Annotated in this window: 18 protein-coding genes; 13 read left to right on the plus strand and 5 right to left on the minus strand. The window is 71.5% G+C overall.

Features of this window, described 5'->3' with window-relative positions; translation table 11 throughout:
- Positions 1-47: 47 nt before the first annotated feature.
- From mshD to pstB, 11 genes are all read left to right on the plus strand, one after another.
- The gene (gene mshD / locus ACFXMG_RS18015; protein WP_383828653.1) at positions 48-977 is read left to right on the plus strand and encodes a mycothiol synthase; all 930 of its coding nucleotides are present in this window, start codon (positions 48-50) and stop codon (positions 975-977) included.
- Between the two features lie 97 nt (positions 978-1,074).
- Positions 1,075-1,467, plus strand: coding sequence for a GntR family transcriptional regulator (locus ACFXMG_RS18020; RefSeq protein WP_383828655.1), 393 nt, complete (start codon positions 1,075-1,077; stop codon positions 1,465-1,467).
- On the plus strand, positions 1,464-2,315 hold the full coding sequence (locus ACFXMG_RS18025; RefSeq protein WP_383828657.1) for an ATP-binding cassette domain-containing protein: 852 nt from the start codon (positions 1,464-1,466) through the stop codon (positions 2,313-2,315). Before ACFXMG_RS18020 ends, ACFXMG_RS18025 begins: the two co-directional genes overlap by 4 nt.
- Entirely contained in the window at positions 2,312-3,262 is a 951-nt protein-coding gene (locus ACFXMG_RS18030) for an ABC transporter permease (protein WP_383828659.1), read from the plus strand. The genes ACFXMG_RS18025 and ACFXMG_RS18030 overlap by 4 nt, the downstream gene beginning before the upstream one ends.
- 245 nt (positions 3,263-3,507) lie before the next feature.
- A complete protein-coding gene (locus ACFXMG_RS18035) occupies positions 3,508-5,769 on the plus strand; it encodes an RNA degradosome polyphosphate kinase (RefSeq protein WP_383828661.1) in 2,262 nt (753 codons plus the stop codon).
- 76 nt (positions 5,770-5,845) lie between these two features.
- Positions 5,846-6,802, plus strand: coding sequence for a CHAD domain-containing protein (locus ACFXMG_RS18040; protein WP_383828707.1), 957 nt, complete (start codon positions 5,846-5,848; stop codon positions 6,800-6,802).
- The gene (locus ACFXMG_RS18045; protein WP_383828663.1) at positions 6,799-7,248 is read left to right on the plus strand and encodes an NUDIX hydrolase; all 450 of its coding nucleotides are present in this window, start codon (positions 6,799-6,801) and stop codon (positions 7,246-7,248) included. Before ACFXMG_RS18040 ends, ACFXMG_RS18045 begins: the two co-directional genes overlap by 4 nt.
- Positions 7,249-7,492: 244 nt before the next feature.
- Positions 7,493-8,632: a phosphate ABC transporter substrate-binding protein PstS gene (gene pstS, locus ACFXMG_RS18050; RefSeq protein WP_383828665.1), complete on the plus strand. Its 1,140-nt coding sequence runs from the start codon at positions 7,493-7,495 to the stop codon at positions 8,630-8,632.
- A 110-nt stretch (positions 8,633-8,742) separates the two neighbouring features.
- Positions 8,743-9,726, plus strand: coding sequence for a phosphate ABC transporter permease subunit PstC (pstC, locus tag ACFXMG_RS18055; protein ID WP_383828667.1), 984 nt, complete (start codon positions 8,743-8,745; stop codon positions 9,724-9,726).
- Positions 9,723-10,796 carry a phosphate ABC transporter permease PstA gene (gene pstA, locus ACFXMG_RS18060; RefSeq protein WP_383828669.1) on the plus strand — a complete coding sequence of 358 codons (1,074 nt, stop codon included), beginning with the start codon at positions 9,723-9,725 and terminating at the stop codon, positions 10,794-10,796. The genes pstC and pstA overlap by 4 nt, the downstream gene beginning before the upstream one ends.
- A 24-nt stretch (positions 10,797-10,820) precedes the next feature.
- On the plus strand, positions 10,821-11,597 hold the full coding sequence (pstB, locus tag ACFXMG_RS18065) for a phosphate ABC transporter ATP-binding protein PstB (protein WP_383828671.1): 777 nt from the start codon (positions 10,821-10,823) through the stop codon (positions 11,595-11,597).
- Positions 11,598-11,909: 312 nt separating this feature from the next.
- On the opposite strand, the gene ACFXMG_RS18070 is transcribed toward pstB, so the two are convergent.
- A complete protein-coding gene (locus tag ACFXMG_RS18070) occupies positions 11,910-12,908 on the minus strand; it encodes an anion permease (protein WP_383828673.1) in 999 nt (332 codons plus the stop codon).
- 6 nt (positions 12,909-12,914) lie between these two features.
- Positions 12,915-13,535 (minus strand): DUF47 domain-containing protein, encoded by a 621-nt coding sequence (locus ACFXMG_RS18075; RefSeq protein WP_383828675.1) that lies wholly within the window; start codon positions 13,533-13,535, stop codon positions 12,915-12,917.
- A gap of 197 nt (positions 13,536-13,732) precedes the next feature.
- On the opposite strand from ACFXMG_RS18075, the gene ACFXMG_RS18080 reads away from it, so the two are divergent.
- A complete protein-coding gene (locus tag ACFXMG_RS18080; protein WP_383828677.1) occupies positions 13,733-14,086 on the plus strand; it encodes a metal-sensitive transcriptional regulator in 354 nt (117 codons plus the stop codon).
- Between the two features lie 19 nt (positions 14,087-14,105).
- On the opposite strand, the gene ACFXMG_RS18085 is transcribed toward ACFXMG_RS18080, so the two are convergent.
- Positions 14,106-14,270 (minus strand): hypothetical protein, encoded by a 165-nt coding sequence (locus tag ACFXMG_RS18085; RefSeq protein ID WP_383828679.1) that lies wholly within the window; start codon positions 14,268-14,270, stop codon positions 14,106-14,108.
- Positions 14,271-14,430: 160 nt separating this feature from the next.
- Positions 14,431-15,273, minus strand: a complete 843-nt coding sequence (locus tag ACFXMG_RS18090; RefSeq protein WP_383828681.1) for a hypothetical protein — start codon at positions 15,271-15,273, stop codon at positions 14,431-14,433.
- Between the two features lie 83 nt (positions 15,274-15,356).
- On the opposite strand from ACFXMG_RS18090, the gene ACFXMG_RS18095 reads away from it, so the two are divergent.
- Positions 15,357-15,587, plus strand: a complete 231-nt coding sequence (locus tag ACFXMG_RS18095; RefSeq protein WP_383828683.1) for a hypothetical protein — start codon at positions 15,357-15,359, stop codon at positions 15,585-15,587.
- Here the strand turns inward: ACFXMG_RS18095 and ACFXMG_RS18100 are convergent.
- Entirely contained in the window at positions 15,584-16,315 is a 732-nt protein-coding gene (locus ACFXMG_RS18100) for a phosphatase PAP2 family protein (RefSeq protein WP_383828685.1), read from the minus strand. The two genes, ACFXMG_RS18095 and ACFXMG_RS18100, sit on opposite strands and share 4 nt — an antisense overlap.
- Between the last annotated feature and the right edge of the window lie 70 nt (positions 16,316-16,385).

Genomic DNA, 16,385 nt, shown 5'->3' on the forward strand with positions numbered 1-16,385 from the left:
CGCGCGTAGCGCAACAGGGGGGAGCGGGTTACAAGTAGGTTCTTCCCATGACTTCCGACGCGGCGCCGGCCCTCGAACCGGGACGGCAGATCCAGACGTACGACGAGCTCACCCCGGAGCAGGTCCAGGAGGTCATGGACCTGCTCGCGGCCGCGGACCGCGCCGACGGCGTGCACGCCGTGTCCGAACAGGGGCGCCTCTACCTCCGTCACGGCCGGCGCGACGGCGTGCGCCACTTCCTCCTCACCGTCGGCCCCCGCCTCCACGGCTACGCCCAGCTGGAGGAGACCGATCCCATCGAGGCCCCGGCCGCCGAGCTGCTCATCCACCCCGACCAGCGCGGCCGCGGGCACGGCCGCGCCCTCGGGACCGCCCTCCTCGGCGCCTCCGGCAAGCGGCTGCGGGTCTGGGCGCACGGCGGCAAGCCCTCCGCCCGCCACCTCGCGCAGGTCCTCGGCCTCACCCTCTTCCGCGAACTGCGCCAGCTGCGCCGCCCGCTGGCGCCCCTGGACGTCGCCGAGCCGGTCCTCCCCGAGGGCGTCACGATCCGCACCTTCGTCCCCGGCCAGGACGACGCGGCCTGGCTCGCGGTCAACGCCGCCGCCTTCGCCCACCACCCGGAGCAGGGCTCGCTGACCCAGCGGGACCTGGACGACCGGATCGCGGAGCCGTGGTTCGACCCGAAGGGCTTCTTCCTCGCGGAGGACGCCACCGGCCGCCTGGTCGGCTTCCACTGGACCAAGACGCACGCCGAGGAACGCCTCGGCGAGGTGTACGTGGTCGGGATCCTGCCCGACGCGCAGGGCGGCGGCCTCGGCAAGGCGCTCACCGCGACGGGCCTGCGGCACCTGGCGGCGGAGGGGCTGCCGACGGTGATGCTGTACGTGGACGCCGACAACACGGCGGCGCTGCGGGTCTACGAGGGCCTGGGCTTCCGGACCCACGAGGTGGACCTGATGTACCGCTCGGAGTCGTAACAGCGGCAACACGCGTCACGAAGGGGGCGGTTGACACCGCCCCCTTCTTTGCACCACCCTTTCACTACTTGATTAGTGAAAGGGTGGTGGAAGGGACGTGGTCGAGTACCGCATCGACCGGCGCAGCGGCGTCGCCACCTACCTCCAGATCGTCCAGCAGACGAAACAGGCCCTCCGGATGGGCCTCCTGGAGCCGGGCGACCGACTGCCCACCGCACGCGAGGTCGTCGAGACGACGGCCATCAACCCGAACACCGTCCTCAAGGCCTACCGCGAACTCGAACGCGAGGGCCTCGTCGAAGCCCGCAGGGGCCTCGGCACCTTCGTCCGCGCCACGCTCGGCACCACCGCCCCCGCCGACTCCCCCCTCCGGGGCGAGCTCGACGCGTGGGCCCGCCGGGCGCGCGCCGCCGGACTGGACCGCGAGGACGTGGCGGCGCTCTTCACCGCCGTACTGACACAGCACTTCGAGGGGGACGAGGAAACGTGATCACGACCACCGAGGGGATCGCCCTGCGGGCGGACCTCCTGGGCAAGAAGTACGGGGGCCGCAGGGGCGGCTGGGCCCTGCGGGAGTGCGACTTCGCCCTCCCGACGGGCCGGATCTGCGCCCTCGTCGGGCCCAACGGCGCCGGCAAGTCCACCCTCCTCGCCCTCGCCGCCGGTCTGCTGCGCCCCACCGAGGGCACCCTCGACGCCCCCGCCCGCGAGGACCTGGCCTACGTCGCCCAGTCCAAGCCGCTGCACCCCCGGCTCAGCGTCGCCGACACCCTCCGCATGGGGCGCGAGCTCAACCCCGGCCGCTGGGACGACGCGGCGGCGCTCCGCGTCGTCGAGGGCGGCGGCTTCTCCTCCGACACCCTCGTCCACCACCTCTCCGGCGGCCAGCGCACCCGCGTCGCCCTCGCGCTCGCCCTCGGCAAGCGCGCCCAACTGCTGCTCCTGGACGAGCCGATGGCCGACCTCGACCCGCTCGCCCGCCACCAGCTCATGGGCTTGCTGATGTCCGACGCGGCGGAGCGCGGGACGACGGTCGTCATGTCCTCGCACATCCTCACCGAGCTGGAGGGCGCCTGCGACCACCTGATGCTGCTGTCCGGCGGGCGCGTCCGCCTCGACGGCGCCGTCGACGACCTGCTCGCGGCGCACACCCTGCTCACCGGGCCCGTCGCCGACCTCGCCCCGCACACGGTCGTCGACTCCCGCACGACGGGCCGTCAGCTCACCGCGCTCGTCCGCCGCGAGGGCCCCGTCGAAGGCCCCTGGGAGACCTCCGAGCCCTCCCTCGAAGAGCTCCTCCTCGCCCACCTCCGCCACCCCGAAGGAGCCCCCGCATGAGCACCCCCGCCCTCAAGGGCCCCGCCTGGGTGACGGTCCGCCAGTACCGGCGGACACTGTGGCTGGCGGGCGCGGTGGCCGTCCTGGCCGTGGTCGTGATCGGGGGGCTGCGGATCTGGGACATGCAGTACCCGGATGTGCGGACGCAGGACGGCTATTGGGGCCGTGCCGAGGACAACAGCGGGTACCCCTGGCTGGAAGGCGCCATGCGGTCCTTCTCGGACGGCAGCCTCGCGATCCCGTTCGCCGTCGCCCTCTTCGTCGCCGGCCCGATGGTGGCACGCGAGTTCGAGTCGGGGACGTACCAGCTCTCCCTCACCCAGTCGGTGAGCCCCGCGGCCTGGCTCCGCGCCAAGCTGACCGTCGTCACCACCGCGGCGCTCGCCGCCGTGCTGGTGCTGACCGGTGCCTACGCCCTCGGCTGGGCCCGGGTCGAGGACTCGTACGGGCTCCTCTGGTCCGACGCGGGACCGTACATGGTCCTCGGCACCACGCTCGTCGCGTACACCCTGCTCGCCGTCGCCGTCGGCGCCCTCACCGGACTGCTGGTCCGCCGCACCCTGCCGGCCATGGCCGTCGCCGGCCTGCTCACCGGCATCGTGCTGCTCGTCATGGACTTCAACCGCTGGGACTTCCTCTCGCCGCTCACCGTCACCAACACGGCCGTCATCGAGAACGCCTCGGTCCTGTACGCGCCGGACAACGGGCTGCTCATGGCCCAGGGACTGGTCGCCGCCGACGGATCACGCCTGGACGGCTGGTTCTGCGGCTACGACGTTCCCGCGAAAAGCTGCCGCCCCGACGTGGAGATCACCGCCCAGTACCTCGACTACCACCCCGAATCCCACTTCTGGCCCACCCAGCTCATCGAGACCGGTATCGTCCTCGCGCTCGCCGCCCTCGCGGTCTTCGCCGCCTTCCGGGTGCTGCGCGCGCGGCACCCCTAGGACGCCTTCACCCGGACGGGTGAACGGAGGGGGCGGGGCCCGGGACAGGCCCTGCCCCCGATTCCCGTACGACATGTCGTCGTTACCGAGCATTCAGACGCGCTTGCGACGCTCACGCAATGAAGCGATCCGTGACCACTCCCGGAGGGGCCCTCTCCCCCGGAAGACTTCCCAAGGGGAGACTGCCCTCCCCCACGGCCCGCTCCGACGCGCCCGAGGGCCCCTTCGCGCGGAAGAATGGGTCCATGAGCCAGCAGCCCGCCGAGGTCCCGGTCCAGACCTCCGCCACCGCGTCCCCGCAGCCGTCCCTGGGTTCCATAGCGTCGCACCGCCCGAAGGCCGTCTCCGGCGGCGCCGGAGCCGGGAGCGACCTCGCACCCGACCTCGACTCCGACGTCGACGCGTACGAGGGCTACGACGGCGACGGCGACGGCACCACCGGCGAGCTGCCCCAGGGCCGCTTCCTGGACCGCGAGCGCAGCTGGCTCGCGTTCAACGAACGCGTCCTCGAACTCGCCGAGGACCCCACGACCCCCCTCCTCGAACGGGCGAACTTCCTCGCGATCTTCGCCTCGAACCTGGACGAGTTCTTCATGGTCCGCGTCGCCGGACTCAAGCGCCGCATCGCCACCGGCGTCGCCACCCGCTCCGCCTCCGGCCTCCAGCCCCGCGAGGTCCTCGACCTGATCTGGACGCGCTCGCGCGAGCTGATGGCCCGGCACGCCGCCTGCTACCAGCAGGACGTGGCCCCCACCCTGGCCGACGAGGGCATCCACCTGATCCGCTGGCCCGAGCTCACGGAGAAGGAGCAGGCCCGGCTCTTCACGCTCTTCCGGCAGCAGATCTTCCCCGTCCTCACCCCGCTCGCCGTGGACCCGGCCCACCCCTTCCCGTACATCTCCGGGCTCAGCCTCAACCTGGCCGTCGTCGTCCGCAATCCCGTCAGCGGCCACCGCCACTTCGCCCGCGTCAAGGTCCCGCCGCTGCTCTCCCGCTTCCTGGAGGCGTCCCCGCAGCGGTACGTCCCCCTGGAGGACGTCATCGCGGCGCACCTGGAGGAGCTGTTCCCCGGCATGGAGGTGCTGGCGCACCACATGTTCCGGGTGACGCGGAACGAGGACCTGGAGGTCGAGGAGGACGACGCCGAGAACCTGCTCCAGGCCCTGGAGAAGGAGCTCATGCGGCGCCGCTTCGGCCCGCCGGTCCGCCTGGAGGTCGAGGAGTCCATCGACCCGTACGTCCTCGACCTGCTGGTCCGCGAGCTGAAGATCTCCGACGCCGAGGTCTACCCGCTGCCCGGCCCGCTCGACCTCACCGGCCTGTTCGGCGTCGCCTCGCAGGACCGGCCCGAGCTCAAGTACCCGAAGTTCGTCGCCGGCACCCACCGGGACCTCGCCGAGGTCGAGTCCGCGTCCGCGCCCGACGTCTTCGCGGCGCTGCGCGAGCGGGACGTGCTGCTGCACCACCCGTACGACTCCTTCTCCACCTCCGTCCAGGCGTTCCTGGAGCAGGCGGCGGCCGACCCGGACGTCCTCGCGATCAAGCAGACGCTGTACCGGACCTCCGGCGACTCCCCCATCGTCGACGCCCTCATCGACGCCGCCGAGTCCGGCAAGCAGGTCCTCGTCCTCGTCGAGATCAAGGCCCGCTTCGACGAGCAGGCCAACATCAAGTGGGCGCGGAAGCTGGAGGAGGCCGGCTGCCACGTCGTCTACGGCCTCGTCGGCCTCAAGACCCACTGCAAGCTGTCGCTGGTGGTACGCCAGGAGGGCGAGCTGCTGCGCCGCTACTCGCACGTCGGCACCGGCAACTACCACCCGAAGACGGCCCGGCTCTACGAGGACCTCGGCCTGCTCACCGCCGACCCGCAGGTCGGCGCGGACCTCTCCGACCTCTTCAACCGGCTCTCCGGCTACTCCCGCCGCGAGACCTACCGCCGGCTGCTCACCGCCCCGAAGTCGCTCCGCGACGGCCTGGTCTCGCGGATCACCAAGGAGATCGCCCACCACCGGGCGGGGCGGCCCGCGTACGTGAAGATCAAGGTCAACTCGATGGTCGACGAGGCCGTCATCGACGCCTGCTACCGGGCCTCCCAGGCGGGCGTCCCGGTCGACGTGTGGGTCCGCGGCATCTGCGCCGTCCGGCCCGGCGTCCCCGGCCTCTCCGAGAACATCCGGGTCCGCTCCGTCCTCGGCCGCTTCCTGGAGCACTCCCGGGTCTTCGCCTTCGGCAACGGCGGCGAGCCCGAGGTCTGGTTCGGCAGCGCCGACATGATGCACCGCAACCTGGACCGGCGCATCGAGGCCCTGGTCCGGGTCTCCGACCCCGCCCACCGGGCGGCCCTGACCCGGCTCCTGGAGACCGGGATGTCCGACACCACCTCCTCCTGGCACCTCGGCCCGGACGGGAACTGGACGCGTCACGCGACCGACCCCGAGGGCAAGCCGCTGCGGCACGTGCAGGAGATGCTCATCGACGCGCGGAGGCGCCGGCGTGCACAACCCTGACCCCACGCATTCCTCGCAGGTCACCCACGACCCGCAGGCCACTCGGGCCACGCAGACCGCGCCGGCCGCGCGGGACCTGACCGCGGGCGAGGTCCTGGCCCCCTACCTGCACGCCCGGGCCGCGGACTTCCTCCGCGGCCTGCGGCAGCACGGCGAGAGCGGCGCGGACACGTCCGGAGCGGAGGAGGCCGCCGGCACGCTGCGGGCGGCCGCCCGCCGCATCAGCGGAAGCCTGCACACCTACCGGCCGCTGCTCGACGCGCCCTGGGCCGACCAGCTCAGGACCGAGCTGGCCTGGCTCTCCGGCACCCTCGCCCTGGAACAGGCGTGCACCTCCCGGCTCGTCCGGCTCATGGACGCGCTGAACCGGCTGGCCGGCGGCCCCGGCCCGGTGCCGGCCGCCCGCGGCTCGGAGAGCGCCGGGCTCACCGTCGGCGCCGCCCGGGCCGGCGCCCTCCTGGAGCGGCAGCTCACGCTGGCCAGGACCCGCGCCCACTCGGCCGCCCTCCAGGCCCTCGGCTCCTCCCGCTTCCACGCGCTGGCCGACGCCGTCGCCCTGCTCGCCTCCGAGGTGCCGCTCGGCCCGGCGGGCGCGGCCCCCGCCCCCGAGGTGCTCGACGCCTCCGCCTCGGTCGCCCGCCGCCGCCTCCTCGACGCGGTCGACGCGCTGCCGCTGCACCGCGCCGCCCACCCGTACAACGCGGAGGCGCTGGCCCTGGCCGCCGGCGAGAACCAGGACGCCCCCTGGCACCACACCCGGCTGCTGCTGAGACTCCACCGGTACGCCACGGAGGTGACGGCCCTCGGCGAGGGCCCCGACGCCTCCCTGTACGAGGCGGCCCGGGCCCTGGACCGCCACCGCGACGCCGCGGAAGCCGGCGCGGCCGCCGCCGCCGCGGCCCGTACCCCCCGCATCGCCCCCGCCACCGCGTACGCCCTGGGCGTGCTCCACGCCGATCAGCGCCACGAGGTCGAAGCCGCCCGCTTCGCCTTCCAGCACGCCTGGCTCACCACTCCCGCCCCCGTCCCGTGACCACCCCCGCCCCGCCCCCCGTCCTGGCCGCCGGCTGCGTCCTGTGGCGCCCCGCCCCGGGACCGGGGCGGGGCATCGAGATCGCGCTCGTCCACCGGCCGCGGTACGACGACTGGTCGCATCCGAAGGGGAAGCGGAAGCGCGGGGAGAGCGCCGAGGCGTGCGCGGTGCGGGAGGTCCTGGAGGAGACCGGGCACCGCTGTGAGCTGGGCGCCCGGCTCCCCACCGTGCGCTATCCGGTGGCCGGCCGCCCCAAGGAGGTCGTCTACTGGGCGGCCCGCGCCCTCGGCGGGGCGTTCGTGCCCGGCCGGGAGGTGGACCGGCTGTGCTGGCTGCCGCCGGACGAGGCCCGTACCCGCCTGACCCAGCCACGCGACCGCGCGCTGCTCGACGCCCTCCTGGCGACGGCGGCGACCCCGGACATACAGCCGCGCGACGCCTGCTAGACCCCGCCGCCGGGGTCGCGCGGGCACCCGGTGCCCGGCACTCCGTGCCTGGCCGCACCGTGGCTTACGGCACGGTTCACCTCGCGTTCACTCTCCACGGTTGGCGGCTTCACCTGATCTGCCTAATTTCGGCCTTACGGGGTGCACGGAGCCTGACGATGCACCCACAACCCGACACGCGCCGCCCACGGAGCGACGGACCATCCGGTCCGGGCCCGGCGGCTTCTGGAAGGAACACCCGAAAGTGAAGCTTTCGCGCAAGAACGGGCTTCGCGCCTCCGCGATCGGTGCCCTCGTCGTCTCCGGTGCGCTGGTCCTGTCGGCGTGTGGTTCGGACAACAACACCGAGCCCACCAAGGGCGGCAGCGAGAAGACCTCGAACGCCGCGTCGAACATCAAGTGCGACGGCGCCAAGGGCCAGCTGCTCGCCGCGGGCTCCAGCGCGCAGGAAAACGCGATGGACCTGTGGGTCAAGAACTTCCAGGCCGCCTGTGAGGGCGTCGAGATCAACTACCAGGGCATCGGCTCCGGCGGCGGCATCACCAAGTTCAACCAGGGCCAGGTCGCCTTCGCGGGCTCCGACTCCGCCCTGAAGGACGAAGAGGTCGCCGAGTCGAAGAAGATCTGCAAGGGCGGCACGGGCGTCAACCTGCCCATGGTCGGCGGCCCCATCGCCATCGGCTACAAGCTGGAGGGTGTGGACAACCTCGTCCTGGACGCCTCCACCATCGCCAAGATCTTCGACACCAAGATCACCAAGTGGAACGACCCGGTGATCGCCAAGCTGAACCCGGGCGTCAAGCTCCCCGACTCCACCATCCAGGCGTTCCACCGCTCGGACGAGTCCGGCACCACCCAGAACCTCGGCAAGTACCTCTCGACCGCCGCCGCGGCCGACTGGAAGTACGACCCGAAGACGAAGTCGTGGCCCGCCCCCGGCGGCCAGGCCGCCAACGGCTCCTCCGGCGTCGCCCAGGCCGTCAAGGGCGCCGAGGGCTCCATCGGCTACTTCGAGCTCTCGCACGCCACCGCCAACAAGATCTCCACGGTCAGCGTCAGCACCGGCGCCTCCGCCCCGGTCGCCGCCACCTCGGAGAACGCCTCCAAGGCCATCGCCGCCGCCAAGGTCAAGGGCACCGGCAACGACGTGGCCCTCTCCCTCGACTACGCCACCAAGGCCGAGGGCGCCTACCCGCTGGTCCTCGTCACCTACGAGATCGCCTGCGACAAGGGCAACAAGGCGGAGACCCTGCCGACCCTGAAGGCGTTCCTCAACTACGCCATCAGCGACGAGGGCCAGAAGGTCCTCACCGACGCCGACTACGCCCCGATGCCGGCCGAGATCGCGGCCAAGGTCCGCGCGATCGTCCCGACCCTGTCCTGACCCCCGGCCGGAGGCGGCCGCCTCCCTCCCATGGAGGGGCCGCCCCCGGCATCCGGTGCACCGCCGCCAGGAGCCGTACGGACGTACGGCTCCGCAGACCGGAGAAACCGATGGTTACCACGACACCACCGTCCATAGAGAAGAACAGGAGCAGGCGCGCCAAGAGCGCGGCCCGCCCCGGGGACCGCATCTTCAGCGGCCTCTCCAAGGGCTCGGGCATCACCCTGCTCGTGATCATGGCCGCGATCGCGGCCTTCCTGACCTACCGCGCCGTCCTCGCGATCTCCAAGGACAGCACGAACTTCTTCACCACCTTCGAGTGGAACCCGGCCGGCGACCCGCCGGTCTTCGGCATCGCCGTCCTCGCCTTCGGCACGATCGTCTCCTCGGTCATCGCCATGGTCATCGCCGTGCCGGTCGCGATCGGCATCGCGCTCTTCATCTCGCACTACGCGCCGCGCAAGCTGGCCAAGCCGCTCGCGTACGTCGTCGACCTGCTCGCCGCCGTGCCCAGCATCATCTACGGCCTCTGGGGCGCGATCTTCCTGGTCCCGTACCTGGAGGGCCTCAACCAGTGGCTCGACCAGTACCTCGGCTGGACGTACATCTTCGACAAGTCCAGCGACGGCGTCGCCCGCAACCTCTTCACCGTGGGCATCCTGCTGGCGATCATGATCCTCCCGATCATCACCAACGTGACCCGCGAGATCTTCCTCCAGGCCCCGAAGATGCACGAGGAGGCCGCGCTCGCCCTCGGCGCCACGCGCTGGGAGGTCATCCGCATGGCGGTGCTGCCCTTCGGCCGCTCCGGCATCATCTCCGCCTCCATGCTGGGCCTCGGCCGCGCGCTCGGCGAGACCATGGCCGTCGCCGTGGTCCTCTCCCCGAGCTTCCTCCTCTCGGGCCACCTGCTCGACCCGGGCGGCGGCACCTTCGCCCAGAACATCGCCGCGAAGTTCAACGAGGCGAACGAGTACGGCCGCGACGCCCTGATCGCCTCCGGTCTCGTCCTCTTCGTCATCACCCTGCTGGTCAACGGCGCGGCCCGGTGGATCATCGCCCGCCGCAAGGAGTACTCGGGGGCCAACGCATGAGCCACGCCGTCCAGGAACGCCCGGTCGCGTTCGCCAAGTCCCGCGGCCCCCTCTCCCACGCGCGCCTCCCGCGCTGGACCCCGCTCGCCGTCGCGGCCGGCTCCCTCGCCGCCGGCATCGGCATCGGCCTCCTCGCCGGCTGGCACAGCAAGGTGCAGTGGGGCATGATCTCCGCGCTCCTCTTCGTCCTGGTCACCTACGCCGTGACCGCGAAGGTGGAGGGCGCCCGCCAGGCCAAGGACCGCGTCGCCACCAGCCTCGTCTGGGTCTGCTTCATCCTCGCCGTCGTCCCGCTGCTCTCCCTCGCCTGGGTGACGATCAGCAAGGGCGTGGAAGTCCTCGACGTCTACTTCCTCACCCACTCGATGAACGGCGTCCTCAACGTCGACCCCGGCGGCGGCGTCTACCACGCCCTCCTCGGCACCATCGAGCAGGTCGGCATCGCGACCCTGCTCGCCGCGCCGATCGGTCTGCTCACCGCGATCTACCTGGTCGAGTACGGCACGGGGAAGCTCGCCAAGGCGGTCACCTTCTTCGTCGACGTCATGACGGGCATCCCGTCGATCGTCGCCGGCCTCTTCATCCTCGCCACCTGGAACCTGATGCTGGGCTTCGGCCCCTCCGGTTTCGCCGGCGCGATGGCCCTCGCCATCCTGATGATGCCGGTCGTCGTCCGCTCCACCGAGGAGATGCTCAAGCTCGTCCCGAACGAGCTCCGCGAGGCCAGCCTCGCCCTCGGTGTCCCCAAGTGGCGCACGATCCTGAAGGTGGTCCTCCCCACCGCGATCGGCGGCATCACCACGGGCGTCATGCTCGCGGTCGCCCGCATCACCGGTGAGACGGCCCCCGTCCTGCTCCTCGTGTTCGGTACGAAGCTCATCAACCCGAACCCCTTCGAAGGCGCCCAGTCCTCGCTGCCGCTCTACGTGTACCAGCAGTACGCGGTCGGCACCGACGCCGCCGTGGCCCGCGCCTGGGCCGCAGCGCTCGTCCTGATCGCCTTCGTCATGATCCTCAACCTGGTGGCCCGCGGCATCGCCCGCTGGAAGGCCCCGAAGACCGGCCGCTGACGCGGCTCTTTGGAAGTGATTCACATGGCCAAGCGCATCGATGTCAGCGGCCTCTCCGCCTACTACGGCAGCCACAAGGCGATCGACGACATCTCCATGACCGTCGAGCCCCGCTCGGTGACGGCCTTCATCGGCCCCTCCGGCTGCGGCAAGTCCACCTTCCTGCGCACCCTGAACCGCATGCACGAGGTCACCCCCGGTGGCCGCGTCGAGGGCAAGGTGATGCTGGACGACGAGAACCTGTACGGCTCCGGCGTCGACCCGGTCGCGGTGCGCCGCACCGTCGGCATGGTGTTCCAGCGCCCCAACCCCTTCCCCACCATGTCGATCTTCGACAACGTGGCGGCGGGCCTGCGGCTCAACGGCTCCTACAAGAAGGCCGAGCTGGCCGAGACCGTGGAGCGCTCCCTCAAGGGCGCGAACCTCTGGAACGAGGTCAAGGACCGCCTCAACAAGCCGGGCTCCGGCCTCTCCGGCGGTCAGCAGCAGCGCCTGTGCATCGCCCGCGCCATCGCGGTCGAGCCGGACGTCCTGCTGATGGACGAGCCCTGCTCGGCCCTCGACCCGATCTCGACGCTCGCGATCGAGGACCTGATCGGCGAGCTGAAGGAGCGCTTCACGATCGTCATCGTGACGCACAACATGCAGCAGGCCGCCCGCGTCTCGGACCGCACCGCCTTCTTCAACCTGGCCGCCGTCGGCCAGCCCGGCAAGCTCATCGAGCTCGACGACACCGAGCGCATCTTCTCCAACCCCAGCGTCCAGGCGACCGAGGACTACATCTCCGGCCGCTTCGGATAACCAGCACGTCCCGCCCATGCGCACCGACCACCGGGGGCGACCACATCGCCCCCGGCCCACCTCGCGCACGGTGCCGGGCAACCAACGTCTGCGGTGCTGCATGGCGGTGCCACCGCAAGACGAAAGGGCCCGGCTCCCCCCAGGGGAGCCGGGCCCGACCACTTTCGTACGACTGTCAGCCGTCAGCCGAAGAAGAGCTGCACCACGTAGAAGCTCAGCGCCGCGACGATCGCCGCCGCCGGCATCGTGATACTGCATCCCCCGGGGGACGACCCCCGGACCCCCAGCAGGGCCCGGGCGCACGGCCGGCCGTCAGCCGAAGAAGAGCTGCACCACGTAGAAGCTCAGCGCCGCGACGATCGCCGCCGCCGGCATCGTGATGAACCAGCCGAGGATGATGTTCTTCGCGACGCCCCAGCGCACCGCGTTCACCCGCTTCGTCGCGCCCACGCCCATGATCGCGGAGGTGATGACGTGCGTCGTGGAGATCGGCGCGTGGAAGAGGAACGCCGAGCCGAACATGATCGACGCGCCGGTCGTCTCCGCGGCGAAGCCCTGCGGCGGGTCCAGCTCGATGATCTTGCGGCCGAGGGTCCGCATGATGCGCCAGCCGCCCGCGTACGTACCGAGCGAGAGCATCACGGCACAGGCGATCTTCACCCACACCGGGATGTCGTCCCCGGCCTGCTGCACATCGGCGATGACCAGGGCCATCACCACGATGCCCATCGTCTTCTGCGCGTCCTGGAGACCGTGGCCGAGGGCCATGCCCGCCGCCGACACCGTCTGCGCGATACGGAAGCCGCGCTTGGCCTTGTGCGGGTTGGCCCGGCGGAACAGCCACATGATCCCGCACATGACCAGGTAACCGGCGACGAGACCGACGACCGGCGAGATGAACATGGGGATGACGACCTTGTCGAGGACGCCACCCCAGATCACCTCGGTGCCACCAGCCAGCGCCGCGCCCACCATGCCGCCGAACAGCGCGTGCGAGGAGGAGGACGGGAGGCCGAAGTACCAGGTGACCAGGTTCCAGATGATCGCGCCGACCAGCGCGGCGAAGAGGATGCCCATCCCCTTGTCGCCGTGCGGCGTCTCGATCAGGCCCTCACTGACCGTCTTGGCGACCCCGCTGCCCATGAAGGCGCCCGCGAGGTTCATGACCGCCGCCATCGCGAGTGCCGCGCGCGGGGTCAGCGCCCGCGTCGACACCGAGGTGGCGATCGCGTTGGCGGAGTCGTGGAAGCCGTTCGTATACGTGAAGCCGAGCGCGACACCGATGGTCACGATCAGAGCGAAGGTGTCCACGAAGCCTCAGGACTCCTTGACCGCGATGGTCTCCACGGTGTTCGCCACGTGCTCGAAGGCGTCGGCCGCCTCTTCCAGCACATCCACGACCTGCTTGAGCTTGAGCACCTCGATGGCGTCGTACTTGCCGTTGAAGAGATGGGCGAGCAGCTTGCGGTGGATCTGGTCGGCCTGGTTCTCCAGCCGGTTGATCTCGATCCAGTACTCGGTGAGGTTGTTCATCGTCCGCAGGTGCGGCATCGCCTCCGCGGTCAGCTCCGCCGCCCGGGCCAGCACCTCGATCTGCTGCTCGACGCCCTTGGGCAGTTCCTCGATGTTGTAGAGGACGACCAGGTCGACGGCCTCCTCCATGAAGTCCATGATGTCGTCGAGGGACGAGGCGAGGGAGTAGATGTCCTCACGGTCGAACGGCGTGATGAACGAGGAGTTCAGCTGGTGGAAGATCGCATGGGTGGCATCGTCACCGGCGTGCTCCGCTGCCCGCATCCGCTCCGCGATCTCGGCCCGGGCGGAGATGTCCGCTCCCAGGAGTTCCATCAGGAGTTTCGAGCCCGTGACGATGTTGTCCGCGGACGCGGCGAACATGTCGTAGAAGCTCGTCTCCCTGGGGGTCAGACGAAATCGCACGTGAGGTCCTCGGGGTGCTGGGTTTCGGTCAGGCTGATGCTAGGCGCATCATCCAGCCACGGCTAACCGGCGTCCTCTCAGTGTCGCCCATCAGGCACAGTGATCTGCACGAGACCCCCGCCCCCCATTCGGCGGGGATCGGTACCATATACCCACGAGGGGTATACACCCCCTTATCTGGACAACGGGAGGACGCGATGACGACCACCGAGGCGGACCAGGTCACCCCCGAGGCCGCCGGATCCGTCGAGCCGGCCGACCACGCGCACGGGGTGCACGGCTACCACAAGCAGAAGGACGAGCACCTCAAGCGGCTGCGGCGGATCGAGGGCCAGATCCGCGGTCTCCAGCGGATGGTCGACGAGGACGTCTACTGCATCGACATACTCACCCAGGTCTCGGCCTCCACGAAGGCGTTGCAGTCCTTCGCCCTCCAGCTGCTGGAGGAGCACCTGCGGCACTGCGTGGCCGACGCGGCGGCCCACGGCGGCGACCTCGACGCCAAGGTCGAGGAGGCCACCAAGGCGATCGGCCGGATGCTCCGCACCTGAGCCCCGCTCCCCGACGCGCTCAGCCGGCCGGTTCGACCCGGAGCACCTCGTCGATCAGGTCGGCGCTGAGCCGTTCCCCGTCCGCTGCCGAGGCGGCGATCATCAGTTCGCCGCACAGCTCTATCTCGGCAAGAGCGACGCCGTCGGGGTCAGCGGTCGCGGTTGCGGTACCGGGCGGAGCCACGCGCCTTCACCTCTTCCTGCCGGAGTTCCTGCCGGAGTCGGTGTCCCAGCGTAGGGATCGGGCCACGGACCGCGCATGACACGGACGGACCATTTGACGATGGTCCGAACCACGACGGCCGACCGGAGGCAGCCTCCGACGGCGGCGGGCGGCGCGGGGCTCAGACCTCGACCTTGCCCGCGTAGATGTCCCGGCCGTCCGGCAGCGTCACCGTGACCCGCGCCCCGAAGCCGTACAGCAGCGTCGTCGAGGCGACGGCGACCGTGCGCCCCTGGTTGCTGAAACTGAACTGGTGGCGGACCTTCCGCAGCCGCCCGTCCCCGTCGAGGTACGCGTCGAAGGGCACCGCGTCGGTGGTGAACCCTTTCGCCGCCGCGGCGAGCGAGCCCCGCAGCTGCGGCGCCGCCGCCTTCGCCGCCGCGCCGATGTCGGCGACGCCCCGGTAGTGCCGGACCTTCACGCCCGCGAGCTCGGTCTCCCCCACGTACTCCACCTCCCGCGCCCCGCGCAGCAGCTCGGCCGCGGCGCCCGGGTCGGTGGCCCCGCCGGTGACCAGGTTCCCGTCGTCGAGGGTGGTGGTGTCGACCCGGACCCACTTGTCGGCGGGGACGCCCGCGCCGCGGTTCTTCATGTACAGGGCGCCGGGGGTGAGCAGCTCGGTGATCGGCCGGTGCGCGCTGGTGCCGGCCGCGTCCTTGGGGAGCACCACCTGGAGGTGGCCGGTGCGGCGGCGGAAGTCGTAGCCGCCCTCGCCGCGGATGGTGACCCGGGTCCCGCCGGCGGCCATCTCCATCGCGGTCGACGCCTTGGAGCTGCCCGCCCTGACCAGCGCGTCGGCGGCGCCCCGCACGGCGCCGGCCGGGTCCGGCGGCGGAGCCTGGTCCTCGGCGGCGGCGCACCCGGTGACCGCCGCGACGACCAGGGACGCGGTGACCAGGGAGACGGTGACGGCGAGCGCCCCGCCGCCGAGACCGTGCGGACGCCCGTACCGCTGCACCACCATCGCCCGTCGACCCCCAAAAACCTGGATTCCCGATGCGGATAACGACGGCACGGGCGAGCCGTCACGCGCAGTACGGTGGGGGCGTGCATGAGCAGCCCGCGACCGGTCCGCATCACACGACGACGCAGGAGCGTGGCTCCTTCGCCCTGGCCCGCTGCACCTGCGGATGGAGCGGCCCGGCCCGGCGCTCCCGGGACCGCGCCCGTACCGACGCCGCCGCCCACCAGGCCGCCACGGACCCCACCGACCCCACACACCCCACCCACCCCGCGGACTCCGCGAGCGCGGCAGGTCGCCGGGAAGTACGGCGTTAGGCCGCGAGACCCTTCTCGCCCTGCCCGTCCTCGGCGGTGCCGCCGAGGCGCGGCTCGGGGATGCCGACCGTCTCCGGACGGGTGGCCGCCGTCGCGTCGGCCCGGCGGGAGCGGACCAGCCACCCGCCGCGCCGCGAGCGGGCGACGGCGGAGACCAGCGGGGTGAGCAGCGCCAGCGTCAGCGGGGCGAGGAGCAGCGCGACGGCGGTGCCGAGGGCGAGTCCGCCGATGACGTCGGTCGGGTAGTGGACGCCCATGTAGACGCGGGCGAAGCCCTCGGCGAGGGCGAGGCCGATGGCGGCGAGGCCGAAGCGGCGGTCGGCGACGAAGAGGGCGACGGCGATCGCCATCGCCATGGTGGCGTGGTCGCTGACGAAGGAGTAGTCCGTCTTCCCCTCGACCAGGACCTCCAGGCCGTCGTGGTCCTCGAAGGGGCGGGGGCGCTCGACGAAGCCGCGGATGGGGATGTTGACGAGGAGGGCGACGCCGGCCGCGAGCGGGGCCCAGACGATGCCGGCGACGGCCGAGACGGAGTCCGCGAGGGCGCCGCGCCGGCGGACGCTCCACCAGCACCAGAGCGTGACGAGCACCATCGCGAGCATGATCCCGTACTCACCGGTGAACTCCATGACCCGGTCGAACCACGGGGGAGCGGACTTCGCCAGCCCGTTGATGTCGTACAGCAGGCCGACATCGGGACTCGAACCGTCCGATGCGAGTTCAGCCATCTGCCGCGGCCCCTTGCTCTCGTGTCTGTGTCCAACCCCCGCGGTTCAGACGTGGTCAGAGTCGTCGGTG

This window comes from Streptomyces sp. NPDC059201 (assembly GCF_042754585.1).
Lineage (GTDB): Bacteria > Actinomycetota > Actinomycetes > Streptomycetales > Streptomycetaceae > Streptomyces.

Excerpts from the sequence above, each read along its gene's own strand:
- mshD (WP_383828653.1), top strand. The coding sequence starts at position 48 with ATGACTTCCGACGCGGCGCCGGCCCTCGAACCGGGACGGCAGATCCAG.
- ACFXMG_RS18030 (WP_383828659.1), top strand. The coding sequence starts at position 2,312 with ATGAGCACCCCCGCCCTCAAGGGCCCCGCCTGGGTGACGGTCCGCCAG.
- ACFXMG_RS18035 (WP_383828661.1), top strand. The coding sequence starts at position 3,508 with ATGAGCCAGCAGCCCGCCGAGGTCCCGGTCCAGACCTCCGCCACCGCG.
- pstC (WP_383828667.1), top strand. The coding sequence starts at position 8,743 with ATGGTTACCACGACACCACCGTCCATAGAGAAGAACAGGAGCAGGCGC.
- pstA (WP_383828669.1), top strand. The coding sequence starts at position 9,723 with ATGAGCCACGCCGTCCAGGAACGCCCGGTCGCGTTCGCCAAGTCCCGC.
- pstB (WP_383828671.1), top strand. The coding sequence starts at position 10,821 with ATGGCCAAGCGCATCGATGTCAGCGGCCTCTCCGCCTACTACGGCAGC.
- ACFXMG_RS18080 (WP_383828677.1), top strand. The coding sequence starts at position 13,733 with ATGACGACCACCGAGGCGGACCAGGTCACCCCCGAGGCCGCCGGATCC.
- ACFXMG_RS18090 (WP_383828681.1), bottom strand. The coding sequence starts at position 15,273 with ATGGTGGTGCAGCGGTACGGGCGTCCGCACGGTCTCGGCGGCGGGGCG.
- ACFXMG_RS18100 (WP_383828685.1), bottom strand. The coding sequence starts at position 16,315 with ATGGCTGAACTCGCATCGGACGGTTCGAGTCCCGATGTCGGCCTGCTG.